We start from the raw sequence: 25027 nt of genomic DNA, 5'->3' as shown, positions 1-25027 counted from the left end.
AGGGTGGAGTTCATAATATGAAGTCAGGGTTCCTGGCCGCCGCCGCAGCGGCCGTGGTCGTTTCCGCCAGCGCCGTTGCCGGTGCTGCCACGCTGGACACCGTCAAGCAGCGCGGTTTCGTGCAGTGCGGCGTGAACGCCGGCCTTCCGGGCTTCGGCAACCCCGACAGCGCCGGCAACTGGACCGGCCTGGACGTCGATTACTGCCGTGCCGTCGCCGTCGCCATCTTCGGCGATGCCAACAAGGTCAAGTTTACCCCGCTGTCCGCCCAGCAGCGCTTCCCCGCCATCCAGTCGGGCGAAGTCGACCTGCTTTCGCGCAACACCACCGCCACGCTGACCCGTGACACCTCGGTCGGCCTGAACTTCGCCCCCGTCACCTATTACGACGGCCAGGGCTTCATGGTTCCGAAGAAGCTGGGCGTGAAGAGCGCCAAGGAGCTGAACGGCGCCACCGTCTGCGTCCAGTCCGGCACCACGACCGAACTGAACCTCGCGGACTATTTCCGCGCCAACAACATGACCTACAACCCGGTCGTCATCGAGTCGAACGACGAGGTGAACGCCGCCTACTTCGCCGGCCGCTGCGACGTGCTGACGACCGACGTGTCCGGCCTGGCCGGTACCCGCGCCGGCGTCGCCCCGGTTCCCGACGACCACGTCATCCTGCCGGAAGTCATCTCCAAGGAGCCGCTGGCCCCGGCCGTGCGCCATGGCGACGACCAGTGGTTCGACATCGTGAAGTGGACCGTCTTCGCCACCATCCAGGCGGAAGAGTTCGGCATCACCTCCAAGAATGTCGACGAGTTCACCAACTCGAAGAACCCGGACATCCAGCGCTTCCTCGGCACCTCGCCGGGCATGGGCAAGGCCCTGGGCCTGGATGAGAAGTGGGCCTACAACGTCGTGAAGAAAGTCGGCAACTATGCCGAGATCTTCGACCGCAACGTCGGCCCGGGCACCCCGCTGAAGCTGGAGCGCGGCCTGAACGCGCTGTGGACCAAGGGCGGCCTGATGTACGCGCAGCCGTTCCGGTAAGGCACGTCACCGTCTGAAGGCCGCTCGCAGCCCTTTGCCGGGGGCGGCCTTCCGGTTCTTTTGGGAGCGGTCGCGAAAGGCGCCAGCGAAGCGCCTGCGCAGGGGGCCGCATTTGGGAGACATGTCGCATCCCCTACGGTGTGGGAAATGCCCGGAAGAACGTCCGGGACCGCGTGGGCACCGTGTGGGGCGCGATGGTTGGGGGAGAGTAGTCCGTGGCGACCGAGACCCGGACCACCCAAGGCGCTCCGCCGCCGGGTGGCGTATCGTTTTCCCTCAGCGACCCGACGTTCCGTGCCATCGTCTACCAGATCCTGGTGGTCGGCGCGGTCGTCCTGGTCGGCTGGTTCCTGATTTCAAACACGCTCGACAACCTCGCGCGGCGCTCGATCGCGACCGGGTACCATTTCCTGGAGCGTGAAGCGGCCTTCGGCATCGGCGAGTCGCTGATCGACTATTCGCCGAAGGACACCTATGGCCGGGCCTTTCTGGTCGGCGTGCTGAACACGCTGAAGGTGTCGATCATCGGCGTCATCCTGGCGACGATCATCGGCACGATCATCGGCGTCGCCCGCCTGTCCAGCAACTGGCTGATCGCCAAGCTGGCCTCGACCTATGTCGAGATCATCCGCAACATCCCGCCGCTGCTGCAGCTGTTCTTCTGGTACGCGCTGGTGTCCGACGGCCTGCCGCCGGTGCGCCAGGCGCTGAACCCGATTCCGGGCGTCTTCCTGTCGCAGCGCGGTCTGCGCGTGCCGGTGCCCGCGCCCGATCCGGTCTGGACCAACATGGGCATCGCCCTGCTGGTCGGCATCGTCGCCGCGTGGGGCGTGTCGCGCTGGGCCAGGGCACGGCAGGCGCGCACCGGGCAGCCGTTCCCGGCGGGCTGGGCCGGCCTCGGCCTGATCATCGGCCTGCCCATCCTGACCTGGCTCGCCGGCGGCGCGCCGCTCGCGATGGACGTCCCGAAGCTGGCAGGCTTCAACTTCACCGGCGGCGCCTCCATCTCTCCGGAATTCTTCGCCATCCTGACCGGCCTGACGCTCTACACTGCGGCCTTCATCGCCGAGGTGGTGCGCAGCGGCATCAAGGCGGTCAACTGGGGCCAGACCGAGGCGGCGCGTGCCCTCGGCCTGCCGGGCAGCCCGACGCTGCGTCTGGTGATCCTGCCCCAGGCGCTGCGCGTGATCGTGCCGCCGCTGACCAGCCAGTATCTGAACCTGACGAAGAACAGTTCGCTGGCGCTGGCCATCGGCTATCCGGATCTGGTGTCCATCGCCAACACGACGCTGAACCAGACCGGCCAGGCGATCGAAGGCGTGACGATGATCATGGGCACCTATCTGGTCATCAGCCTCAGCATCTCGATCTTCATGAACTGGTACAACAAGCGCATCGCGCTGGTGGAGCGGTAACGGCCATGACCGACAACGTGCAAAGCGTCGGCCTGCCGGACGAACGTCCGCCGGCCAACACCGTCGGCCCGATTGCGTGGCTGCGCAACAACCTGTTCAACAGCTGGTACAACGCCATCCTGACCATTCTGGTCCTGGGGCTGCTGGCGTCGGCGATCCCGCCCTTCATGAACTGGCTGCTGTTCCGCGCCCACGGCTTCGACGCGACATCGACCGTCTGCCGTCAGGATGCCGGCGGCGCCTGCTGGGGCTTCATCAGCGAGAAGCTGCGCTTCATCATGTTCGGCATGTTCCCGTGGGAACAGCAGTGGCGGCCGCTGGTGACCATCGCCGTCTTCATCGCCCTGCTGGTGGCCAGCTGTGACCGCCGCTTCTGGAAGCCGTGGTTCGGGCTGGTCTGGGCCGCCGGGCTGGCGCTGGTGGCGGTCCTGATGTGGGGCGGCGTCTTTGGCCTGACCTATGTCGAGAACACGCTGTGGGGCGGCCTGCCGCTGACCATCATCCTGTCGGTAATCGGTCTGGCCGTGGCCTTCCCGGTGTCGATCCTGCTGGCGCTGGGCCGGCGGTCGAACATGCCGGCGGTCAAGGTGCTGTGCGTCACCTACATCGAGCTGATCCGCGGCGTGCCGCTGATCAGCCTGCTGTTCATGGCGTCGGTGATGCTGCCGCTGTTCCTGCCGAACGGCGTGTCCATCGACAAGCTGCTGCGTGCGCAGATCGCCTTCATCATGTTCGCCGCCGCCTATATGGCGGAAGCGATCCGCGGCGGCCTGCAGGCGATCCCGAAGGGGCAGTATGAGGCGGCGGACGGGCTGGGCCTCGGCTATTGGCAGAAGATGCGCAAGATCATCCTGCCGCAGGCGCTGGCCGTCGCCATCCCGCCGCTGGTGAACACCTTCATCAGCTTCTTCAAGGACACCTCGCTGGTCATCATCATCGGCCTGTACGATCTGCTCGGCACGGCGAAGGCCGCGCTGTCCGATCCGTCCTGGCGCGGTTTCTACCGCGAGGCCTATCTGTTCATCGGCGTGATCTACTGGATCTTCTGCTTCAGCATGTCGAAGTACAGCCAGAAGCTCGAACGCGATCTCAATCGCGGCCACCGCCGCTGATCCTCGCCGTCAAGGGAGACACGAGAACCCATGTCCCAGGCCATGTCCCAGGCAGCTAAGCCGAAGCACGCCCTCAGCGGCGAGGAAATCATCCGCTGCACGGGCGTCAACAAGTGGTACGGCGAGTTCCACGTCCTGAAGAACATCAACCTCAGCGTCCAGAAGGGCGAACGCATCGTCGTCTGCGGCCCGTCCGGGTCGGGCAAATCGACGATGATCCGCTGCCTGAACCGGCTTGAGGAGCATCAGAAGGGCACGATCGTCATCGACGGGATCGAGCTGACCAACAACCTCAAGAACATCGAGCTGGTCCGCCGCGAAGTCGGCATGGTGTTCCAGCACTTCAACCTGTTCCCACACCTGACCGTGCTGGAGAACTGCACGCTGGCGCCGATCTGGGTCCGCAAGATGCCGAAGGCCGAAGCGGAAGAGCGGGCGATGAGCTACCTGAAGCGGGTGCGCATCGCCGAGCAGGCCAAGAAGTATCCCGGCCAGCTGTCGGGCGGCCAGCAGCAGCGCGTCGCCATCGCGCGGTCGCTGTGCATGAGCCCGAAGGTGATGCTGTTCGACGAGCCGACCTCCGCGCTTGACCCCGAAATGGTCAAGGAGGTGCTGGACGTCATGATCGGCCTGGCCGAGGACGGCATGACCATGCTGTGCGTGACGCACGAGATGGGCTTCGCCAAGTCGGTCGCCGACCGCGTGATCTTCATGGATCGCGGCGAGATCGTGGAGCAGGACACGCCGGACGCGTTCTTCTCCAATCCGAAATCGGACCGCACGCGCCTCTTCCTCAGCCAAATTCTAAACCACTGAGACGGTCGGCAGGCCGGCGGTTCCGTTCGGCCTGCCATCCGGAAACAAAACACCTCGACTTAGGGTGCGCGGCGCAATGTCCTGTGGCGTCGCGCACCGGTTTGCGGTTCAATCGGTCGCCTGACGTGCTGTTCGACCGATCCGCTACCGGAGACCGAGGTTATGGACCTGCTCAGCCCCCGTCCCAGCGTTGGCCAGATCAAGCCGTACCGTCCCGCTCGCCCTCCACGCGACGGCCGCCGGTGGATCGACCTCTCGCTGACCCACAATCCGCTAGGCCCGAGCCCGCTGGCGTTGGACGCCTATTGCGAGGCGGCGACCCGCATCCACTGTTATCCCGACTGGGACCAGGAACCGCTGCGCCACGCCATTGCGCGCCGCCATTCCATCGATTTCGATCACGTCGTCTGCACCGCCGGATCGGAGGAACTGATCCATCTGGTAGCACAGGCCTTCGCCGGGCCCGGTGACGAGGTGCTGTGCCACGAACGTGGCTATCGCGGCTTCCTCAAGGCGATTCGCGCCGCCGGCGCCACCGCGGTCATCGCGGCGGAGCGCGACATGGTGGTGGATGTCGAGGCGCTGATCGACCGCGCCAGCGAGCGCACCAAGATCTGCTTCCTCGCCAACCCGAACAACCCGACCGGCACCTACATCCCGGCCGACGCGGTGCAGCGGCTGCGCGCCGGGCTGCCGTCGCACACGCTGCTGGTTCTGGATTCGGCCTATGCCGATTACTGCCGCCTGCCGGACTACAGCGACGGGACCGAGATCGTCGAGAATTGCGACAACGTCATGCTGATCCGCACCTTCTCCAAGATGCATGGCTTGGCGGGCTTGCGGGTCGGCTGGGGTTATGGTCCGGCGACGGTGATCGAGGCGGTGAACGCCATCCGCGGCACCTTCAACGTCTCGCTGCCCGCTCAGCTGACCGCCGCCGCCGCGCTGAGCGACGCCGGGCATGAAGAGGCGACCTTCGCCCACAATGCGCAATGGCTGCCCTGGTTGTCGCGCGAACTGGAACGGGTGGGCTTGCGCGTCTATCCCAGCGTCTGCAATTTTGTGCTGGCCCGCGTGCCGACCGATCCGTCGCTGGGCACCCAGGCGGTCATCGACCATCTCGCCCACCGCGGCATCCTGGTGAAGGCAGTGACCGAATATGGTCTGTCGGACTGCCTGCGCATCACCGTCGGCCGCGAGGAGGAGAACAAGGCGCTGGTGGTGGCGCTGGCGGAGATTCTCGGCTGAGCACAGCGGCGGACGATGCGGGTGGCTTACAAAAAAATTCAGGGATTTTGATTCAGATCAACGAACGACCTATGCGTTTCGACATAAGGTCCCTCTTGTCTCTAAACCTCCCTGTATCACTGAGCCGGAGCATCCGCATGGATGGCTCCGGCTTTTTCTTTTTCGGCCGGAAGTTTCAGTCAGGGTCCGGGAAAGTGCCGGTCGGTTGACCTGCATCAACGCAGGACGGGGTGATCGGGCGTAGACCTGTGGCTGTCTCTAACCCTCCCTGTTTCACAGGAGGCTCCGGTTCCGGTGCCTCCTGTTTTTTTGTCCGGATTCAGGAAGGCGGGCGCGAGCGGTTCCAGCGCATGACCAGCCCGATCAGCGACAGCGGCACCACCACGACCGCACCGATCAGGATGTAGGGCAGGGCCCAACTCCCGGCTTCGATGACCAGTGCTGCGATGTCCTGCACCGTCTGCCAGCTGTTCGTCAGGATGCTGGCCGGATCGATGCGCAGGAACGACAGCACGAAGCCGACGATGAAGCACAACACCAGCGTCCGAATGATCCAACCCATCAAGGCCCCACCTCACGCTCGTCATGGCGGAGCTTCCGCCTGTCTGAAGGAACGCGCCGGTCCGTCACGGGGTTCCGGCGTTCCGCGGTAGATGGGGCGCGTTGGTCGGGGTGGTCAAGGGGAGAGGTGTGCCGGCTTCCCCGGCCTCACCCCGCCAGCGGAATATGATCCCCCGTGCTGCGCGGCAGCACACCGTCCAGCCGCGGGTCGCGAACCTCGCGGGCGACATGGCGGGTGGGGACGAAACCCATGCTCTGGTAGAGCGGCAGGGCCTTTGGATGGTCGAAGGTGCAGGTGTTGACGACCAGCTTCGTCGCGCCGCCGTCCCACGCCTTGCGGATGATGGTGTCGAGCAGCCAGGGGCCCAGCTTGTGGCCGATGAAGTCGGGGATCAGCCCGAAATAGGCGAGGTCGGTTTCCTGTGTCCGCCGGTCCAGTTCGCCGTAACCGGCCGGCGTGCCGTCGACATACAGCACCCACACCTCCACCCGCGGGTCGAGGATCGAGCGCTCCAGCTCCTTGCGCGGCATGCGGCGGCGTTCGTGCCACAGCCAGGGCTCGCCCACCGTGTCGTAGAGATAGCGGTAGAAGGACCAGCTCGGCGGATTGGAGCGCACCAGCGTGAGGTTGCCGGACGGCTGGCGCACCGGCGCATGGGCCGGCGGCGCCGTCATCTCCAGATAGGTGACGATCACCGGCAGATGGCCCGGCCGGCTGGCGGCGGGCACGGCGGGGCGGGTCAGGGAGAAGGGTTGGTCAGCCATTTCTGCATCATCGTGACGGGCGATCTGGCATAGCCCAACCTCTCATAGAAGGCCAGCACCCGTTGGTTGGTCTCGCGGACGAGCAGCTGGACCTTGGGCATGCCGGCCGCGGCCAGCCAACCCTCCGCCTCCGCAACCATCCGGCGACCGAGTCCCCGGCCCTGCAACGCCGGATCGACGGCGACGTAATAGATCCAGCCGCGATGCCCGTCCTGCCCAACCATGGCGGTGGCGACGATCCGCCCGCTCTCGATGGCGGCCAGCACCGTCGAACTGCTCTTCGACAGTGCCAGCGCGAAATCGGCTGCCGGGTCGTTCCACGGCACCACGAGGCCGCAGGCCGTCCATAGCGCGACGACGGCGTCGCGATCCTCCGCTGCGCAGGACCTGACAGTGATAGACCCGCTCACGGCTGCCGCGGCCCCGTCTCCAGAGGCAGATCCTCCCGCAGACCCCATTCGGCCCAGGAGCCGTCATAGATCGCCACGTCCGGCTTGCCGGCGGTGGCGAGCCCCAACGCGATGACGCAGGCGGTGATGCCGCTGCCGCAGGAGGCGACCACCGGACGGTCGAGGTCCAGCCCCGCTGCGCGCGCCTTCTGCACGATGATCTCCGGTGGCAGCAGGGTCTTGCTGTCGGCGTCGATCAGGTCGGTGTGGGGCAGGTTAAAGCTGCCGGGAATGCGGCCGCTGCGCCGTCCGGGCCAGGGTTCGGCCACTGCACCTTCGAATCGCGGCTGGGCACGGGCGTCGGCGACCTGATCGGCCTGTGCATCGATGTTGGCGAGCACCTGATCGGCGCTGCGGATCAGGTCCGGCCGCTTGTGCGCCGTGAAGACTACCGGCTGGACCGCAGCGGCTTCGCCCGATTCGGCCGGGCGGTTTTCCGCCAGCCATTTCGGCAGGCCGCCGTCCAGAACCGCCACCCGGTCGAAACCGAACAGGCGGAACAGCCACCAGACACGCGCCGCGGCGGTCGCCATGCCGGCGCTGTCATAGACGACGACGCTGTCGCCGTCGCCGATGCCCAGCGCGCCGATCTTCGCGGCGAAGCTCTCCTCGTCCGGGACCATGTGGGGCATGGGGGCGGTGTTCGGCGCCGCCACCTCATCGACGTCGCACAGACGCGCGCCCGGGATATGGGACGCCGCGAACTCCGCCCGGATATCGCGCTTCAGGGCCGGCATGTGCCAGGACCCGTCGAGAACCTTCAGGCCCTGCCGGCCGAGATTGCGGGCCAGCCAGTCGGTGGAGATGACGGGGCCGGTCAGCGCTTCAACAATGCTGTCGCTCATGCTGCGCGTCCTTGAAGAGGGGGCTGTCGGGCAACGGATCGGCGAAATGGGCTCAATCCTTCAGCGCGATGACGACGCGCCGGTTCTGCTTGCCCTTGTTTTCGATCTTCGTCACCTCGATTCCGCCGATCTCGCCGGTGCGGGCGACATGGGTGCCGCCGCAGGGCTGCAAATCGACGCCCTCCACATCCAGCAGGCGCACCCGGCCGCTGCCGGTCGGCGGCTTCACCGACATGGTGCGGACCAGGTCCGGCTGCGCCGCCATCTCATCGTCGGTGATCCAGCGGGTGCCGACGGGAGTGTCGGCGGCGATCAGCCGGTTCACAGCCTCGGTGATGGCGTCCTTGTCCAGCGCTTCGGCGGGGACGTTGAAGTCCAGCCGGCTCTTGTCCGCGCCGATCTGCCCGCCGGTGACCGAGCCCGGCACCACCGCGCACAGCAGGTGCAGGGCAGTGTGCATGCGCATGTGGCGGTGGCGGCGCTCCCAATCGATCTCCGCCTCCACCGCGGTGCCGGGGCCGGGCAGCTCCTGCCCGTCTTCCGGCACATGGATGACGTCGTCGGGACCGCCGTCGCCCTTCACCGTGTCCTTGATGCGGACTTCGAAACCGTCGAAACGCAGGACGCCGGTATCGCCCGGCTGGCCGCCGCCGGTCGGATAGAAGACGGTGCGGTCGAGCCGGATGCCACGCTCGTCCACCGTCGTAACGGTGGCGACGCAGTTGCGGGCGTAGGCGTCCTCACGGAAAAGCGCGTCCATATCCCCCTCGAAGAGAGTCAGGCCAGCCAGTCTGGCACAGGAAGATTCTTCTCACGGAGGAAGTCAGGATTGAAGAGCTTCGATTGGTAACGCTGACCCCCGTCGCACAGGATGGTCACCACCGTGTGGCCGGGGCCGAGGTCGCGCGCCACCCGCATGGCCGCGGCGATGTTGATGCCCGATGAGCCGCCCAGCACCAGACCCTGGGTCTTGATCAGGTCGAAGACGATCGGCAGCGCCTCCTCGTCGGGGATCTGCACGGCATCGTCGATCGGCGCGTCTTCCAGGTTGGCGGTGATGCGGCCCTGGCCGATGCCCTCGGTGATGGAACTGCCTTCCGACTTCAGCTCACCGTTGGTGTAGTAGCTGAACAGGGCGGCGCCCATCGGGTCGGCCAGCGTGATGCGGATGTTCGGGTTCCGCTCCTTCAGGGCCAGCGCGATGCCGGCCAGCGTGCCGCCGCTTCCCACCGCACAGGTGAAGGCGTCGAGCTTGCCGCCGGTCTGGTCCCAGATTTCCGGTCCGGTGGTGGTGCGGTGACCCTCGCGGTTGGCGGTGTTGTCGAACTGGTTGGCCCAGACGACGCCGTTCGGCTCGGTCTTCGCCAACTCCTCGGCCAGACGGCCGGAATAGCGGACGTAATTGTCGGGGTTGGAATAGGGGACTGCCGGGACCAGCCGCAGGTCGGCGCCGATCAGGCGCAACATGTCCTTCTTTTCCTGACTCTGCGTTTCCGGCATCACGATGACGGTGCGATAGCCGAGCGCATTGCCGACCAGCGCCAGCCCGATGCCGGTGTTGCCCGCCGTGCCCTCGACGATGGTGCCGCCGGGTCGCAGCAGCCCGCGCTCTTCCGCGTCGCGGACGATGGCGAGAGCGGCACGGTCCTTCACCGACCCGCCGGGGTTCAGGAACTCCGCCTTGCCCAGGATTTCGCAGCCCGTCGCCTTCGATGGCCCTTCCAGGCGAATCAGCGGCGTGTTGCCGATGGCGCCGATGAAGCCGTTGCGGATGTCCAAGGCGAGTACTCCCAAAGTCAGGTGTGGATTGCTGCCGATACTATCAGGGCACAGGGCTTCGCTTTCAAGGCGAGGAGTGTGAAATGCTGCATTGAACGAGATATGTGCGTGAATTAAGCGGTGGAGCCTGGGAGCCTAGAACGCCCCGCGCCCTACCCCTGACCCAGCCAGCGCTTGCGCAGGGATTCGCGGTGGCGGGCGAGCCAGCCGATGGCGATGATGGCGACGGAATTGCGCAGACGGTTCTCGTCCATCAGGCGGATCGCCTCGTCGGCCGGCAGGGCCATGATGCGGATGTCCTCATGTTCCTCCTCCAGGCCGCCGGTCGCGGCGAGGTTGCGGCTGTCGACCCGGCCGCAGAAGACGGTGACGACCTCGGTGAAGGCGCCCGGGCTGACGTAATAATCGCAGAGCTGCTCGATCTCCCGGATGGCGCAGCCGGCCTCCTCCATCAATTCGCGGCGCGCAACCTCCTCCGGGCTCTCGCCTTCGCCGACCATGCCGGCGACGATCTCGGTCATCCAGGCCGGGCCGCCGGCCGCGGCGGAGCCGACGCGGAACTGCTCGATCATCACCACGCTGTCGAGATCGGGATCGTAGAGCAGGACGCCCACCGCGGCCCCGCGGTCGCACACCTCGCGCGGGGGCAGCACGTCGGTCCAGGTGCCGTCGAACTTCTTGTGGCGCAGGCGGTAGACGTCAATGGTCAGAAAGCCCTTGTAGGGGGTCTTCTTGTCGAGGATCTCGATGTCGGGATGGTTCATGATCGGCGTGGGTCCATGGATGGCTGTTTCCCACAAGGTGCTACGCCGGCACGCCATCCACAAGCACCCGGGAAGGCACCCGGCCCTTGGTGGGGCAGCTCAGGGGCAGGCATCACAGGGTCGGGTTCAGCCTGAGGAACCGCACGCGGTCGGCCGAGGTCACCGGAACCGGGGTCAGGGTGGAACCGCGCATCACCTCGAGCGGAACGACGATGCCGGCCGGCCCCAGCCCCCAGAGCTTGCGGTAGAAATCCGCCAGTCCATTGAAGCGCTGCCCGCCGACGCCGACGATCCAATCGCCGGTGCGCAGGCCGGCCGACTCGGCCGGGCTGCGAGGCGAAACCTTTTCCACCAGCAACCGCCCCATCTCTTCGCGCAGGGTGACACCCAGCCAGGGACGGGCGGGCTCCTGCCGTCGTCCGTAAGCCAGAAGGTCGGCCAGAATCGGCTCAAGCGCCGATACCGGCACGAACATGTTGCCGGGCAGGCTGCGCCCCTCCACCGCCTCCGCCACCAGCAGCGATCCGATGCCGACGAGCCGGCCGTCGCGATTGACCAGGGCGGCGCCGTTGAAGGCGCGGATCGGCGGGAAGGTGAACAGCGCCTCGTCCAGCAGATATTCCCAATAGCCGGCGAACTCCCGCTTTCCGACCACCTTCACGGCGGTGGCTCCGCGATTGCCGCCGCCGCTGAGCGCCAGCAGGGTATCCCCCTCCTTCACCGCGCCCGGACCGGCCAGCCGCAGCCAGGGGGCCGAAAACCCCATCTCCGCCCGCAGCAGCCCGAAGCCGCTGACGGGGTCGTAGGCCACCATGTTGGCGGGATAGCTGCGTCCGTCGGCGGCAATGACCTGAATCTGCGACGCCTCCATCACCGTATAGCCGATGGTCAGGATCAGGCCGGAACCGTCGATGACGACCCCGCTGCCCTCGCGGTCGGTGCCCAGGGTGCGGGCGCTCTGGCTGTCCGCCGGCACGGTCGCGGTGATGCCGACGACGGAACGGACGACACGTTCCGGGTCGAGCTGCGCGGACTCCGCCGCTTCGGCCGGGGAAATGCCGGGGACGGCCAATTGCAGGCCGATCAGGAAAAGGACGGTCGCCGCCAGACGCGGCACAACCGGTGTTGAGACGACCCGCATGACGCCGCACTCCCGCGCAAGGCAGGGCCAAGGGCACCCCCGGCGCCGCGCGGCCCTGTCCGTCGCGACTCGGGTGACACAAGCATGACATTGCGTTCGAGTCGCGGCTCATCAAGCCGTCATCGCACGGTCGTCCACCACAAGCGCGACCATGGTGATGGAAACATACCGCCGTCGGTCGCTGTTGTCTTGTCCGGGTCCCGCAATCAACGGGGAAAGGAGACAACATGCCCATCGAAAGCGAACAGGAGCTGGAACAGGCCGTCCAGGAGTTCCAGCGCCTGAGCGATGCACCGGAGGGGTCCGAGGAGGGACGCCGCCGCAGCGTTCTGGACGCGGACATCAAGTCGTACTACGCCAGATGCGCAGACACGATGCGGCCTGCCAAGCCGCCCTCCACCGGCTGACGGAGGGCGAAGCGGGCCCGAATGGCCGACCGACCTGAAGCCGGCCATCATTAAGGAGAGCGGTCCGCGATGAAGCAACTCGACACCTGCTACACCTGCCGCTTCTGGGAGGGGCAGGGGCTCCGCCAGCGCGGGCCGAAGGGAACCTGCCGGCGCTATCCGCCGGTGGTGACCCCGCGAAGTCCGGAAGGCGACTTCCCGATCACCCTGTCCACCGACTGGTGCGGGGAATGGAAGCGGGTGGCGGTTGCCGCGGTGGGGGGCGACCCATCGGAGTCCGACGACAGCATCTATGACGATCTGGTGGAGTAGGGCGCCTCGATGACCGGTGCCTTGCTCCCGAGCGTTCAGCGCGGATTTGGCGGGATCACCAGAACCGGGGTGTTCTCGTAGGCCTGCGGATTGCGGTCGGCGGCAGGCCCGGTCCAATCGGCGCTGAAAGCCAGCAGGGCGACCAGCACGGCAACCAGGAACAGCAGCATTGCCGTGACGCAGTCAATTGTCCGGACCGGACGCTCGTCGGATTCCGACGAGCGGTTGCCGGTGCTGCCGACCGGAGGGGCGGTGCGGAAATGTTCGGATTGGAATGGCAGAAGCACGGCGGTCCTCCATCGGCTGGAGACGCCCGGCCCAAGGCTCGGCCCGGATTGTTATCAAGTCTAACCCTGTGCAGACGCGCGCGGCATTTCGCTTCCGGCAGGGCAGGATCGTCTTTTGGGACTAGTTCATGCCGTGGCGGGGCACCGTCAGTCCTAGCCCAACTGCTTTAAACCGAATTCGGTTACTTAAGGGCCACAGTCAAGCTGCAAGAGTGTAGAAAGACAAAAAGGCCGGATGCGTGTGGCATCCGGCCTTTTCGATCTGGCTCCCGGTGCTGGACTCGAACCAGCGACAAGCGGATTAACAGTCCGCTGCTCTACCAACTGAGCTAACCGGGATCGGTGACTGACCTTTCGGCCGCCGCCGTTGTTGGCGTGGCGGGTGTATAGCCGAACCATTCGGACCTGCCAAGCCAATTCCGACAGAAAAGTGAATTTTCTTTCGGCGGCGGGCAAAGGGGTGGCCGACGGCCATTCTGCAAAGGAAAACAAGGCCCAAACGCAAAAAGCCCCGCTGGGAGCGGGGCTGCGTTCGACTGTTCCGGTCGTAATCTATACTGCTGTCAGGTATGGAGGCACGGGCGGGAATCGAACCCACGTACACGGATTTGCAGTCCGCTGCATCACCACTCTGCCACCGCGCCATCCTGACCGGCACCGGCGCGCCGTTTCCGGTGCGCCCTCGGTGTGGAGCGGTGGTATAGCGGCCTGGAACGGAGCGGTCAAGGCGAATGGTGACGATTTTTGAACATCGTCGATCGGACCGGCATGACCGCTCCTTAGTCGACGTCCCGGCCTGCCGTTTTCCCGGCCTTCGGCAAAGCCCGCCCGCCTATCGCTCGTGACGTTGTGTTCGCCAAGCCTTTGCGGCTATATACCGCCATGGCAGAAAGCCGTTCGCTGTGCGGCTTGGTGCCGGTGTCGTCACAACACATCAATAAGCGACCGCCATGACCGATTTCGCCGCCGCACGCTATTTCATGGTCGAGGGACAAATCCGCCCCAACAAGGTGACGGATCAACGTCTCGTCGATGTCCTGTCTGAGCTTCCGCGCGAAGCCTTCGTTCCTTCGTCGGCGCGCGGCGTCGCTTATGTCGACGACGATCTCCCCATCGGCAAGGGCCGCTTCCTGCTGGAACCGATGGTCTTCGCCCGTATGCTGCAGGCTGCTGCCGTGCAGGAAACCGACCGCGTGCTCGACGTCGGGGCCGCAGGCGGCTATTCCACCGCGGTGCTGGGGCGGCTCGCCTCGTCGGTGGTCGGCCTGGATTGCGACGAAGAGCTGACCGCGGCCGCGGCCGCGGCGCTGGCCGGGCAGGGGATCGCCAATGCCAAGACCGTCACCGGTCCGCTGGCGGAGGGGTACGCCCAAAACGCCCCTTACGACGTGATCGTCCTCGAGGGTACCGTTCCGGAGGTGCCGGCTTCGCTGACCGACCAGCTGGCGGAAGGCGGGCGTCTGGTCGCCATCGTCCAGGGCAAGGGCAGCGTCGGCGAGGTCCGGCTGTTCCAGCGCACCGCCGGCGTGGTGTCCAGCCGCATCCTGTTCGAGGCCCAGCCGCATGCCCTGCCGGGCTTTGAAAAGAAGGCCTCCTTCGTGTTCTGACCGGATTCGCCGGTTGGAGTGGTCTTGAACTGAACCGTGCAGTTTACCTCTGCGCGGTTCTGCGCTACCGTCGCCGTCGCCCTTGCACGAAAGTGAGCAACCATGGCCGCACCGTTTGAGATCGAGGTGGAAGAACTGGACCGCCGCCGCCAGGCCGGCGACGAACCGGTCGTCCTCGACGTGCGCGAACCGTGGGAGTTTGCGCTGTGCGCCATCGACGGCAGCCTGCACATCCCGATGAACGGGCTTCCCGGTCGGGTGGACGAGCTGCCGAAGGACCGCGATGTCGTCGTCGTGTGTCACCACGGTGGCCGCAGCGCGCAGGTCACCATGTGGCTGCGTTCCAGGGGCTTCGACCGCGCCATCAACCTGGATGGCGGTGTCGATGCCTGGGCGCGCCGAATCGACCCGAACATGAAGGTCTACTGAACATGACCGTGCGAAGCCGTTTTGCGCGCCGCTGGCTGCTGGCTACGGCCCTGACCCTGACCGCTACGATGGGCACAGCAGTGACCGGCGGTGGTACGGCCCAGGCCCAGTCCCTCGAACAGGCCCTCGCCCAGGCCTATGCCAACAACCCGACGATCGGCGCCCAGCGCGCCCGCCTGCGCGCCGTCGACGAAGGCGTGCCCCAGGCGCTGTCCGGCTACCGTCCGACCGCCCGCGTGACCGCCGGCATCTCCCGCTCGATGGGCGAGAGCAAGTTCGACGGCGGTTCGACCGGCTCGGAAGCCAACGCCAAGAGCGTCGGCGTCACCGCCACCCAGCCGATCTACGACGCCACCGTCGCCCCGGCCGTCCGCCGCGCCGAGCGGCTGGTCGAGGCGCAGCGCGCCACCCTGATCGCCTCGGAACAGTCGGTTCTGCTGGCCGCCGCCCAGGCCTATCTGGACATCGTCCAGAACCAGGCCATCCTGCAGTTGCAGACAAACAACGAGCAGGTGCTGCGCCGCCAGCTGGACGCCGCCCGTGACCGCTTCCGCGTCGGTGAATACACCCGCACCGACGTCAGCCAGTCCGAGTCGCGCCTGTCGGCCGCCATCGCCTCCAAGATTTCGGCCGAAGGCACGCTGCGCGCCTCCCGCGCCACCTACGAACGTCTGGTCGGCGCCGCTCCCGGCGAGCTGAAGGCGCCGAAGCCAGCCTTCCGCCTGCCGAAGAACCTGGACGAGCTGGTCGAGCTTGCCCGTGCCAACAACCCGAACGTCCTGTCCGCCTCCTACACCGAGGCGGCGCAGCGCGAGGCGGTGGACCAGCAGTACGGCCGCCTGCTGCCGTCGGTTAATCTCTCGGCCAGCGGCACCCGCACATACGATCCGGGCCGCTCTTCCGGCATCGACCTGAACCGCTCCGACAGTGCGCAGGTCACCGCCCAGGTGACCATCCCGCTCTATCAGGCCGGCCAGCCGGAAGCCCTGGTCCGCGAGGCCAAGCAGACCGCCAACCAGGCCCGCCTGCAGATCGAGGAGTCCCGCCGCCAGGTGACCGAATCGGCGGTCAGCGCCTGGCAGGCCCTGCAGACGGCCCGCGCCAGCATCGAGTCCTACTCGGCGCAGATCAAGGCGGCCCAGATCGCCCTGGAAGGCGTCCGTCAGGAGGCGCAGGTCGGCTCGCGCACCGTGCTCGACGTGCTGAACCAGGAACAGGAACTGCTGAACGCCCGCGTCTTCCTTGTCCGTGCCCAGCACGACGAAATGGTCGCGGCCTTCAATGTACTGGCATCCAGCGGACAGTTGACGGCGGACCGGCTGAACCTGCCGGTTCAGAAATACGACCCGACCGCGAATTACGACAAGACGCGGGGCAAGTGGTTCGGAACTTCGGTGACCGAATGAATGCAGCGGCCCGCGAAAGCGGGCCGTTTTTGTATTATGGCTTTTTTGCCAGCCCTGCCCTAGGTTTGGGGCAGGTTGACGTCTCGGGTTGCCAAGATGAGCGATAAGGGCCAGCAAGAACCTTCGATGGAGGAAATCCTCGCCTCCATCAGGCGGATCATTTCCGAGGACGGCGAGCCTGCCAAATCGGAAACTCAGGCGCCTTCGCCGCCTCCACCTCCGCCGCCCCCTCCGCCGCCGCCCCCGCCACCCCCGATGGTGGAGGAGGACGACGACGTTCTGGAACTGACCCAGATGGTGGAGGATGAACCGGACGAGCGGCCCGACTTCGGCCAGCCCGATCCCGACCCCTGGCCGGAGGAACCGGCCTTTCCGGAGCCGTCACCTCCCCCTCCGCCCTCGCCGCGCTGGGAAGAGCCGGAGCCCGAACCGATGCCGCCGCCGCGTCCTGCCGCCCGGCGGCCGATGCCGGCCTTCGACGATTTCGAGGATGACGAGCCGCCGCCCCCGCCGCGTCCGCGCCGCCGCGCGGTCGATCCGGATGCCGGGCTGATCTCCCGCCGGACGGCGGAGGATGCCTCGCACCACCTGACCCATCTGGCGCGCGAGTTGGGCGACGACCTGTCCATCGGCCCGATGCCCATCGGCATCCGCACGGTGGAAGAGGTGGTGCGCGAACTGCTGAAGCCGCTGTTGAAGGAGTGGCTGGACGAGAATCTGCCGACGGTGGTCGAGCGGCTGGTCCAGCAGGAGATCGACCGCATGATCCGGCGGTCACAGAAGTTCTGATCCTGTCTTTCCGAGACCCGCTTTTTTGAGCCCTGGTTGAGACGTTTCTAGCGAAAGTTCGTGGTGATGTTGGAAAAGACGTACCGGCCCGCCGAGGTCGAGGAGAAGCACTACCGCCTGTGGGAGGAGTCTGGCGCCTTTGCCGCCCAGCCGCAGGGGAACGGCAAGCCCTACACCATCATGATGCCGCCGCCGAACGTCACCGGCAGCCTGCACATGGGCCATGCGCTGACCTTCACCATCCAGGACGTGCTGACCCGCTACAACCGCATGCGCGGCCGCGACGCCCTGTGGCAGCCCGGCACCGACCATGCAGGCATCGCCACCCAGATGGTGGTCGAGCGCAATCTGGCGAAGGACGGCAAGACCCGCCACGATTTCGGCCGTGATGCCTTCATCGACAAGGTTTGGGAGTGGAAGGCCGAATCGGGCGGGACCATCACCCGCCAGCTGCGCCGCCTGGGTGCCTCGCCCGACTGGCCGCGCGAACGCTTCACCATGGACGAGGGGCTGAGCCGCGCCGTCCGCAAGGTGTTCGTCGAACTGCACCGCCAGGGCCTGATCTACAAGGACAAGCGGCTGGTCAACTGGGACCCGAAGCTGCACACCGCCATCTCCGACCTCGAGGTCGAGCAGAAGGAGATCAAGGGCAACCTCTGGCACTTCCGCTACCCCATCGACGGGGAAGAGGGCCGCTTCATCGTGGTCGCCACCACCCGTCCGGAAACCATGCTGGGCGACACCGGCGTGGCGGTGCATCCGGAGGATGAGCGCTACAAGGACCTGATCGGCAAGATGGTCCGCCTGCCGCTGGTCGGCCGCCTGATCCCCATCGTCGGCGACGAGTATGCCGATCCGGAGACCGGTTCGGGTGCCGTGAAGATCACGCCGGCCCACGACTTCAACGACTTCGAGGTCGGCAAGCGCTGTGGGCTCGAGCAGATCAACATCATGGATCGCGATGCCCGGCTGAACGACAACGTTCCCGAGGCCTATCGCGGGCTGGATCGCTACGAGGCGCGCAAAAAAATCGTCGCCGAGCTGGAAGCCCTTGAGCTTCTGGAGAAGATTGAGCCGCACACCCACATGGTCCCGCACGGCGACCGCTCCGGCGTCGCCATCGAGCCGTGGCTCACCGATCAGTGGTATGTCGATGCCGCGACCCTGGCGAAGCCCGCCATCGAGGCGGTGGAGACCGGCAAGACGGTGTTCGTGCCCAAGCAGTGGGAGAACACCTATTTCGAATGGATGCGCAACATCCAGCCCTGGTGCATCAGCCGCCAGATCTGGTGGGGCCATCAGATTCCGGCCTGGTACGGTCCGGACGGCACCTTCTTCGTCGAGGAGACCGAGGAGGAGGCGCGCGCTGCCGCGAAGATCCATTACGGCAGCGATGTCGAACTGACGCGCGACGCCGACGTGCTCGACACGTGGTTCTCGTCGGCGCTGTGGCCTTTCTCGACGCTCGGCTGGCCGGACCAGAACGCCGGAGCTGGACCGCTACTACCCGACCGACGTGCTGGTGACCGGCTTCGACATCATCTTCTTCTGGGTCGCCCGGATGATGATGATGGGCCTGCACTTCATGAAGGACGTGCCCTTCCGCACCGTCTACATCCACGCCCTTGTCCGTGACGAGAAGGGCCAGAAGATGTCGAAGTCGAAGGGCAACGTCATCGACCCGCTGGAGATCATCGACCAGTACGGCACCGATGCGCTGCGCTTCACCCTGTCGGCGATGGCAGCCCAAGGCCGCGACATCAAGCTGGCGGTGAACCGGGTCGAGGGCTACCGCAACTTCGCCACCAAGCTGTGGAACGCTGCCCGCTATTGCCAGATGAACGGCTGCGATCCGGTCGCCGGCTACAAGCCGGTCGGTCTGACCCAGACGGTCAACCGTTGGATCGTCGGCGCGCTGGCCGATGCGGCGAAGAAGGTTGCCGAATCGATCGACGCCTACAAGTTCAACGAGGCCGCCGGTGCCGCCTACCAGTTCACCTGGGGCACCTTCTGCGACTGGTACATGGAGTTCACCAAGCCGATCCTCGCCGGCACCGACGAAGCGGCGAAGGCGGAAACGCGGGCGACCACCGCCTGGGTGCTCGACCAGATCCTGCACATCCTGCATCCGCTGATGCCCTTCATCACCGAAGAGCTGTGGGAGCAGCTGTCGCCGGCGCGTGCCAACCGGCTGATCTCGGCTGAATGGCCGGAGTTCGCCGCCGACAGCGTCGATCCGGCGTCGCGCGACGAGATGGATTGGGTTGTGCGCCTGATCACCTCGGTCCGCTCCATGCGGTCGGAGATGAACGTCCCGCCGGCTGCGCAGATCGAGCTGAAGCTGAAGGATCCGAACGCGGTTAGCCTGAAGCGGCTGGACACCCACCGCGACCTGATCCTGCGCATGGCCCGCCTGTCGAGCGTCGAGCCGCTCCAGGGCGATGTTCCGAAGAGCAGCGTCCAGGCGGTGCTGGACGAGACGACGCTGGTTCTGCCGCTGGAAGGCATCGTCGATCTCGACAAGGAGAAGGCGCGCCTGTCCAAGGAGATCGACAAGCTGACCGGCGAGATCAAGAAGATCGACACCAAGCTGTCGAACGAGCAATTCGTGGCCAAGGCTCCGGAAGAGGTGATCGAGGAGCAGCGCGACCGCCGCGAGGCCGCCGATCAGGCCCGCGACAAGCTGCAGAAGGCGCTGGAGATGCTGGCCGGCTGATGTGTGGGGGAAGGGGGCTTGTTACAGGCCCCCTTCCCATCCGTCCGCTACAGCGTGAAGATCGCCAGCAGCACGAGCACCGCGATGACCCCGGCGATGCTGAGCTTCATGAACTTGGTGAAGGCGATCCAGGTCGCCTGATGTGAGCGGACGGTCTCCGCACTGACCGGGTTGGGACTCACGGCCGCCATATCGATCAACCCTCCAACAGTTTCTTTTGCCCGCAAATTTTGACGCGGACGCACAGAAACGCAACAGATTCCGAGTGGAACCGTCAACCATGCCGGATGGGTGGTGATCGGAAAGGACAGGGTCCTAAAGCGGCGGGTTCACCAAGGCCGCAAGGTCCGGAACCGGACCGTCGATCCGCACCAGATCGCCATCGACTCGGGCACGGCCCGCGGCGATCAGACGGACGGCATGCGGATAGAGCCTGTGTTCCGACAAAAGGACTCGGTCGGCCAGGCTGTGGCCGTCGTCGCCGGGCAGGACCGGCACCGCCGCCTGGGCGATGATCGGGCCCTCGTCCATTTCCGGACGCACGTAATGCACGGTGCAGCCATGGAAGCGGACGCCGGCGGCCAGCGCCCGCTCATGGGTGTCCAAGCCCTTGAAGGAGGGCAGCAGGGACGGGTGGATGTTGATGAGCGCGTTGTGCCATTGCCCGACGAACCAGGGCGATAGCAGGCGCATGAAGCCGGCAAGGCAGACCAGTTCGACGCCGGCCTCGCGAAGAGCGGCATCCATCGCCGCCTCGAAGGCCGGCTTGTCGCCGGGATAGCGGCGGTGGTCGACCACCGCGGTGGCGATCCCGGCGCCGGATGCACGCTCAAGGCCGAACGCTTCGGCCTTGTTGGACAGCACCAGCGCGATCTCGGCCGGGAATTCCGGCGCAGCGCAGGCGTCGATCAACGCCTGCAGATTGCTGCCGCGCCCCGAGATCAGGACGCCGAGCTTCAACTTGCTCATCAACGAATCCTTGAGGCGTCCCTTAGGCGGTCCAGGCCGCGTCCATGCCAGTGACGGTCACGCGGGCATCGCCGTCCTTCAGGGCGGTGACGGTGCCGACGGTGAAGACCGTCTCGCCGCCCTCGCGCAGGATGTCGATGGCCTCGGCCGCTTTGTCAGCCGGAACCACGACGACCATGCCGAGGCCGACGTTGAAGGTGCGCGCCATCTCGTACGGGGCGATGCCGCCGGTCTTCATCAGCCAGGAGAAGACGGGGGGCAGGGTCCAGGTCGAGGCGTCGAGAACGACACCCAGCCCGTCCGGCAGGACGCGCGGAATGTTCTCGATCAGGCCGCCGCCGGTGATGTGGGCCATGGCACGGACCGTGCCGGCGCGCACCGCCTTCAGCGTGCTCTTCACATAGATGCGGGTCGGCGTCAGCAGCGCTTCGCCCAACGTCTTCGACGCGTCCCACGGGCAGGCGGAGTTGTAGCCGAGGCCCGATTTCTCGACCAGCTTGCGCACCAGCGAATAGCCGTTGGAATGCACGCCGGTGGAGGCGAGGCCGAGAACCACGTCTCCCGCCTGCACGGCGGAACCGGTCAGGGCGTGTTGGCGTTCCACCGCACCGACGGAGAATCCGGCGAGGTCGTAATCGCCCTCGGAATACATGCCGGGCATCTCGGCGGTCTCGCCGCCGACCAGCGCGCAGCCGGCCTGACGGCAGCCTTCGGCGATGCCGGCGACGATGTCGCGGCCGGCCGCCACGTCGAGCTTGCCGGTGGCATAGTAATCCAGGAACAGCAGCGGCTCGGCGCCCTGCACCACCAGATCGTTGACGCACATGGCGACGAGATCGATGCCGACCGTGTCGTGACGGTTGGCGAGAATCGCCACCTTCAGCTTGGTGCCGACGCCGTCGGTCGTCGCGACCAGAAGCGGATCCTGGTAGCCGGCGGCGCGCAGATCGAACAGCGCGCCGAAACCGCCCAGGCCCGCGTCGGAGCCTGAACGCGCGGTGGAGCGGGCAAGCGGCTTGATCGCTTCGACAAGCGCGTTGCCCGCATCGATGTCCACACCGGCCTGCTTGTAGGCGTCGGACATGTTATAGGACTGGGTGCTGATGGTATCCTCGCTTGGGCTGAGCTATATACCGGGCCTTGGGCTCGGGCCGAACATACTCGAATCGGAAGGCTTTGCAATGCTCCACCGCCGCCGCGCGCCGCTCCTCGCCGGTCTTGCTGCCATGTCCACCGCTCTGGTCGTGACGATGACCGGGCCGGCCGGGGCGCAGACCGGTTCCCCGCCGCCGGCCGCCGCTTCCGCTGCCGCCGCTCCGTCCGCTGCAGACCCCTTCGCGGTGTCCGGCGTCCGGGTCGACATCAACGGCAGCAACCCGACCACCGTACGCGATCAGGCGATCCGCGAGGCGCAGGCCAAGGCCTGGGTGGAGCTGTACCGCCGGCTCGTTCCCGGCGGCGGCAATCCTCCGCGCCTGTCCGACGGCGAGATCGCCAAGCTGGTCCAGGGCTTCGAGATCGACGAGGAGAAGGTGTCGGCCAGCCGCTATGTCGGCGCCATCACCGTGCGGTTCCGGCCCAATGCAGTGCGCGACGCCCTCGGCCAGAGCGGCGGTGCCGCCCAGTATGTGGAGCCGCCGTCGCGGCCCTTCGTCATCCTGCCGGTGACGCTGACCGACGGGCGCACCATCCTGTGGCAGGATCGCACCCCCTGGCGCGCGGCCTGGGAGGCGCGGCAGCCCGCCGCATCGCTGGTGCCGCTGGTGGTACCGGACGGCGAGCTGTCAGATGCCCAGGCGATCAGCGGCGAGGACGCTGTCGCCGGCAACGCCGACGCGCTCGCCCGCATCGCCCAGGCCTACAAGGCGGGCGGAGTGGTGGTCGCCCGAACCGATCTTCCGGCCAACGGCCCCGATCCGGCCCGCGGCCTGACGGTTGACGTCACCCGCTACGGGGTGGACGGGACGCGCGAGAGCCAGACGGTTCAGGTCAAGGGCGGCGGAACTGCCGACGAACTGCTGAACCGCGCCGTCGCATCGGTCGGATCCCAGGTGGATGAGTCGTGGAAGCGCGAGCACACCACCGCCACCGGTCCCGAGCAGAACACCCTCGTCCGCGTGCCGCTGACCGCGGTGAACGACTGGGTGGAAACGCGCAAGCGCCTGTCCGCCGTCAATGCGGTGACCCGCAACACCCTGATGTCGATGACCCGCAGCGAGGCGCTGATCACCCTGACCTATCGCGGTGCGCCCGAGCAGCTGGCCCAGGCGCTTGCCCGCCAGGATCTGGGCTTCGCGCATGCCGCGCCTCCCGTCGCAACCCCGGTTGCCGCCGGCTATCCCGGTGCTCCGGTGCCGTCGGCTGACTGGCAATTGACGCTGCTGCCGCGCGGGTCGGGTGCCGCGTCGGCCGGTGCCGTTCCGTCCTCCGCCGCGCCGATGGCCTCCCCGACGTCGCTGGCGCCGTCGGCGCCGATGGATGCGGGTGCCGTGGGCACGATGGGCGCCCCGCCGCGCAACCTGGGAACGCTGCCGGCGAAGAGCGCACCGTGAGCGTACCCAACATCATCACCTTCCTGCGCATCGTGGCGGTTCCGGCCGCGATGTACATGATCCTCACCGGCAGGATGGAGTGGGCCTTCGCCCTCTTCGTCGCCGCGGGTCTGTCCGATGCGCTGGACGGCGCCATCGCCCGCATGTTCCGCGCGCGTACGGTGCTGGGCGGCTATCTCGATCCGCTGGCCGACAAGGCGCTGATCGTCGGGGTCTACATCGCCCTGGCCTGGGTCGGCACCATCCCCTTGTGGCTGGCGATGATGGTTGTGTTCCGCGACATCATGATCATCGGCGGCGTCATCCTGCTGTTCACGCTGAAGGAGACGCTGGCGATGCAGCCGCTCTACATCAGCAAGGTGAACACGGTGGTGCAGATCGCGCTGGCCGCCGCCGTGCTGGCGCCGCCGGCGCTGGGGCTGCCGGACATCCATCTGAATGGCTGGGAGCTGGTCGATGTGCTGGTGTATGTCTGCACGGTGACGACGGTGCTGTCCGGCGTGATGTACGCACGGCGTGGAGCCCTGCTGTTCAACCGGCTCGGCGGCGTTCCGTGACGCCGGCGAAGCAGCTCCGCTTCTGGCTGGTCGGGCTGGGGCTGTTCGTGCTGGCGCTGTGGCTGCTGGCCGACATGCTGCTTCCCTTCGTGGTCGGGCTGGCCATCGCCTATCTGCTCGACCCGGCAGTCGACCGTCTGGAGGCGGCACGGCTGCCGCGTTGGCTCGGCACCACGCTGGTGCTGCTGGGTTTCGTGCTGGTCATGGTGCTGATGGCGCTGCTCCTGTTGCCGCTGGTGCAGGGGCAGGTCTCCCACCTGCTGGAAGTGCTGCCGAACTATGCGACGCTGGCGAAGGAGCGGTTGATCCCGGCGCTGAACCGCTTCATCCACCGCCTGCCGGCCGACGATGTCGAGCGGCTTCGTGCCGCCGCCGGCAACTACGCGGGTGAATTGGCGGGGCTGGTCGGCCGCGTCGTCACCCGCATCCTGTCGGGCGGGCTGGCGCTGTTCGACATCGTCACCCTGATGTTCATCACCCCCGTCGTCGCCTTCTATATGATGCGCGACTGGGACCTGATGGTGGGGAAGGTCGATTCGTGGCTGCCGCGCCAACATGCCGAGACGGTGCGCGAGCAGGCCCGTGAGGTGAACGTCACCCTGTCAGGCTTCGTGCGCGGGCAGGCGACTGTCTGCGTCGTGCTCGGCGTCTTCTATGCGCTGGCGCTGTCGGCGGCAGGGCTGGATTTCGGACTGGTGATCGGTCTGATGGCCGGGCTCTTGTCCTTCATCCCTTATGTCGGCACCCTGTTCGGCTTCGTCGCCAGCACTGGCCTTGCCCTGCTGCAGTTCGACGAGTTCTGGCGCGTCGCCATTGTCATCGGCATCTTCCTGTTCGGGCAGGCGGTGGAAGGCAATGTCCTGACGCCGAAGCTGGTGGGCGACAAGGTCGGGCTGCATGCGGTGTGGGTGATGTTCGCCCTGCTGGCCGGCGGCAGCCTGTTCGGATTCGTCGGCGTGCTGCTGGCGGTTCCGGTCGCCGCGGTGATCGGCGTGTTGACCCGCTTCGCCTTGCGCCAGTATCTCTCGAGCCCGTACTACCGCGGCACCGACGCGGAACGCTGA

Annotated in this window: 26 protein-coding genes, 2 tRNA genes and 1 pseudogene; 15 read left to right on the top strand and 14 right to left on the bottom strand. The window is 66.6% G+C overall.

Annotated features, from left to right (window positions below):
- Nucleotides 1-17 precede the first annotated feature (17 nt).
- The 5 genes from ACWPN3_RS17540 (at nt 18) to ACWPN3_RS17520 (ending at nt 5628) form a co-directional block, all read left to right on the top strand.
- Complete coding sequence (locus tag ACWPN3_RS17540; protein WP_109047534.1) at nt 18-1037, top strand: amino acid ABC transporter substrate-binding protein; 1020 nt, start codon at nt 18-20, stop codon at nt 1035-1037.
- 215 nt (nt 1038-1252) lie between these two features.
- A complete protein-coding gene (locus ACWPN3_RS17535; protein WP_109446407.1) occupies nt 1253-2452 on the top strand; it encodes an amino acid ABC transporter permease in 1200 nt (399 codons plus the stop codon).
- A gap of 5 nt (nt 2453-2457) precedes the next feature.
- A complete protein-coding gene (locus ACWPN3_RS17530; protein ID WP_098739766.1) occupies nt 2458-3564 on the top strand; it encodes an amino acid ABC transporter permease in 1107 nt (368 codons plus the stop codon).
- Between the two features lie 30 nt (nt 3565-3594).
- Nucleotides 3595-4380: an amino acid ABC transporter ATP-binding protein gene (locus ACWPN3_RS17525; RefSeq protein ID WP_098739765.1), complete on the top strand. Its 786-nt coding sequence runs from the start codon at nt 3595-3597 to the stop codon at nt 4378-4380.
- A 162-nt stretch (nt 4381-4542) separates the two neighbouring features.
- Nucleotides 4543-5628 (top strand): pyridoxal phosphate-dependent aminotransferase, encoded by a 1086-nt coding sequence (locus ACWPN3_RS17520; RefSeq protein ID WP_492240637.1) that lies wholly within the window; start codon nt 4543-4545, stop codon nt 5626-5628.
- Between the two features lie 319 nt (nt 5629-5947).
- Here the strand turns inward: ACWPN3_RS17520 and ACWPN3_RS17515 are convergent, their stop codons facing one another.
- The 8 genes from ACWPN3_RS17515 to ACWPN3_RS17480 form a co-directional block, all read right to left on the bottom strand.
- On the bottom strand, nt 5948-6190 hold the full coding sequence (locus ACWPN3_RS17515; RefSeq protein WP_246307237.1) for a hypothetical protein: 243 nt from the start codon (nt 6188-6190) through the stop codon (nt 5948-5950).
- Nucleotides 6191-6336: 146 nt separating this feature from the next.
- Nucleotides 6337-6954, bottom strand: a complete 618-nt coding sequence (locus tag ACWPN3_RS17510; protein WP_492240636.1) for a GNAT family N-acetyltransferase — start codon at nt 6952-6954, stop codon at nt 6337-6339.
- Nucleotides 6930-7364 carry a GNAT family acetyltransferase gene (locus ACWPN3_RS17505; protein WP_492240635.1) on the bottom strand — a complete coding sequence of 145 codons (435 nt, stop codon included), beginning with the start codon at nt 7362-7364 and terminating at the stop codon, nt 6930-6932. Before ACWPN3_RS17505 ends, ACWPN3_RS17510 begins: the two co-directional genes overlap by 25 nt.
- Entirely contained in the window at nt 7361-8248 is an 888-nt protein-coding gene (locus ACWPN3_RS17500) for a rhodanese-like domain-containing protein (RefSeq protein ID WP_492240634.1), read from the bottom strand. Before ACWPN3_RS17500 ends, ACWPN3_RS17505 begins: the two co-directional genes overlap by 4 nt.
- Nucleotides 8249-8300: 52 nt before the next feature.
- On the bottom strand, nt 8301-9008 hold the full coding sequence (locus ACWPN3_RS17495) for an alanyl-tRNA editing protein (RefSeq protein ID WP_109446395.1): 708 nt from the start codon (nt 9006-9008) through the stop codon (nt 8301-8303).
- Between the two features lie 17 nt (nt 9009-9025).
- Nucleotides 9026-10027: a cysteine synthase A gene (locus ACWPN3_RS17490; RefSeq protein ID WP_109446393.1), complete on the bottom strand. Its 1002-nt coding sequence runs from the start codon at nt 10025-10027 to the stop codon at nt 9026-9028.
- 152 nt (nt 10028-10179) lie between these two features.
- Nucleotides 10180-10791, bottom strand: a complete 612-nt coding sequence (locus tag ACWPN3_RS17485; RefSeq protein ID WP_492261627.1) for an NUDIX domain-containing protein — start codon at nt 10789-10791, stop codon at nt 10180-10182.
- A gap of 112 nt (nt 10792-10903) precedes the next feature.
- Nucleotides 10904-11932, bottom strand: a complete 1029-nt coding sequence (locus ACWPN3_RS17480; protein ID WP_492261626.1) for a S1C family serine protease — start codon at nt 11930-11932, stop codon at nt 10904-10906.
- A 227-nt stretch (nt 11933-12159) separates the two neighbouring features.
- On the opposite strand from ACWPN3_RS17480, the gene ACWPN3_RS17475 reads away from it, so the two are divergent.
- On the top strand, nt 12160-12339 hold the full coding sequence (locus tag ACWPN3_RS17475; RefSeq protein WP_098739756.1) for a hypothetical protein: 180 nt from the start codon (nt 12160-12162) through the stop codon (nt 12337-12339).
- A gap of 69 nt (nt 12340-12408) precedes the next feature.
- Nucleotides 12409-12651: a hypothetical protein gene (locus ACWPN3_RS17470; protein WP_492240631.1), complete on the top strand. Its 243-nt coding sequence runs from the start codon at nt 12409-12411 to the stop codon at nt 12649-12651.
- 35 nt (nt 12652-12686) lie between these two features.
- Here the strand turns inward: ACWPN3_RS17470 and ACWPN3_RS17465 are convergent, their stop codons facing one another.
- The 3 genes from ACWPN3_RS17465 to ACWPN3_RS17455 all read right to left on the bottom strand — a co-directional run bounded on the left by ACWPN3_RS17465 (nt 12687) and on the right by ACWPN3_RS17455 (nt 13582).
- Nucleotides 12687-12938: a hypothetical protein gene (locus ACWPN3_RS17465; protein WP_109446383.1), complete on the bottom strand. Its 252-nt coding sequence runs from the start codon at nt 12936-12938 to the stop codon at nt 12687-12689.
- 263 nt (nt 12939-13201) lie between these two features.
- A tRNA-Asn gene (locus ACWPN3_RS17460) sits at nt 13202-13277 on the bottom strand.
- A 231-nt stretch (nt 13278-13508) separates the two neighbouring features.
- Nucleotides 13509-13582, bottom strand: a tRNA-Cys gene (locus tag ACWPN3_RS17455).
- Nucleotides 13583-13888: 306 nt separating this feature from the next.
- On the opposite strand from ACWPN3_RS17455, the gene ACWPN3_RS17450 reads away from it, so the two are divergent.
- The 5 genes and pseudogenes from ACWPN3_RS17450 (at nt 13889) to ACWPN3_RS17430 (ending at nt 19885) form a co-directional block, all read left to right on the top strand.
- On the top strand, nt 13889-14545 hold the full coding sequence (locus ACWPN3_RS17450; RefSeq protein WP_492261625.1) for a protein-L-isoaspartate O-methyltransferase family protein: 657 nt from the start codon (nt 13889-13891) through the stop codon (nt 14543-14545).
- Nucleotides 14546-14647: 102 nt separating this feature from the next.
- A complete protein-coding gene (locus tag ACWPN3_RS17445) occupies nt 14648-14974 on the top strand; it encodes a rhodanese-like domain-containing protein (RefSeq protein WP_492240629.1) in 327 nt (108 codons plus the stop codon).
- Nucleotides 14975-14976: 2 nt separating this feature from the next.
- On the top strand, nt 14977-16380 hold the full coding sequence (locus ACWPN3_RS17440; RefSeq protein ID WP_109446377.1) for a TolC family outer membrane protein: 1404 nt from the start codon (nt 14977-14979) through the stop codon (nt 16378-16380).
- 96 nt (nt 16381-16476) lie between these two features.
- Nucleotides 16477-17169: a DUF2497 domain-containing protein gene (locus ACWPN3_RS17435; protein WP_109446375.1), complete on the top strand. Its 693-nt coding sequence runs from the start codon at nt 16477-16479 to the stop codon at nt 17167-17169.
- A gap of 66 nt (nt 17170-17235) precedes the next feature.
- Nucleotides 17236-19885: pseudogene (locus tag ACWPN3_RS17430) on the top strand (valine--tRNA ligase).
- Nucleotides 19886-19932: 47 nt separating this feature from the next.
- Here the strand turns inward: ACWPN3_RS17430 and ACWPN3_RS17425 are convergent.
- The 3 genes from ACWPN3_RS17425 to purM form a co-directional block, all read right to left on the bottom strand.
- Nucleotides 19933-20076 carry an aa3-type cytochrome c oxidase subunit IV gene (locus tag ACWPN3_RS17425; protein ID WP_109051686.1) on the bottom strand — a complete coding sequence of 48 codons (144 nt, stop codon included), beginning with the start codon at nt 20074-20076 and terminating at the stop codon, nt 19933-19935.
- A gap of 124 nt (nt 20077-20200) precedes the next feature.
- A complete protein-coding gene (purN, locus tag ACWPN3_RS17420) occupies nt 20201-20854 on the bottom strand; it encodes a phosphoribosylglycinamide formyltransferase (RefSeq protein WP_109446371.1) in 654 nt (217 codons plus the stop codon).
- A 22-nt stretch (nt 20855-20876) separates the two neighbouring features.
- The gene (purM, locus tag ACWPN3_RS17415) at nt 20877-21938 is read right to left on the bottom strand and encodes a phosphoribosylformylglycinamidine cyclo-ligase (RefSeq protein ID WP_492240628.1); all 1062 of its coding nucleotides are present in this window, start codon (nt 21936-21938) and stop codon (nt 20877-20879) included.
- A gap of 142 nt (nt 21939-22080) precedes the next feature.
- On the opposite strand from purM, the gene ACWPN3_RS17410 reads away from it, so the two are divergent.
- The 3 genes from ACWPN3_RS17410 to ACWPN3_RS17400 are packed head-to-tail and all read left to right on the top strand — an operon-like array spanning nt 22081 to nt 25027.
- Nucleotides 22081-23406, top strand: a complete 1326-nt coding sequence (locus ACWPN3_RS17410) for a DUF2066 domain-containing protein (protein ID WP_492261624.1) — start codon at nt 22081-22083, stop codon at nt 23404-23406.
- Nucleotides 23403-23963, top strand: coding sequence for a CDP-alcohol phosphatidyltransferase family protein (locus ACWPN3_RS17405; protein WP_109446365.1), 561 nt, complete (start codon nt 23403-23405; stop codon nt 23961-23963). The genes ACWPN3_RS17410 and ACWPN3_RS17405 overlap by 4 nt, the downstream gene beginning before the upstream one ends.
- Nucleotides 23960-25027 carry an AI-2E family transporter gene (locus ACWPN3_RS17400; RefSeq protein WP_492261623.1) on the top strand — a complete coding sequence of 356 codons (1068 nt, stop codon included), beginning with the start codon at nt 23960-23962 and terminating at the stop codon, nt 25025-25027. The genes ACWPN3_RS17405 and ACWPN3_RS17400 overlap by 4 nt, the downstream gene beginning before the upstream one ends.

The organism is Azospirillum sp. UENF 111221, assembly GCF_058780625.1.
This window is presented reverse-complemented; position numbering and strand designations above follow the sequence as displayed.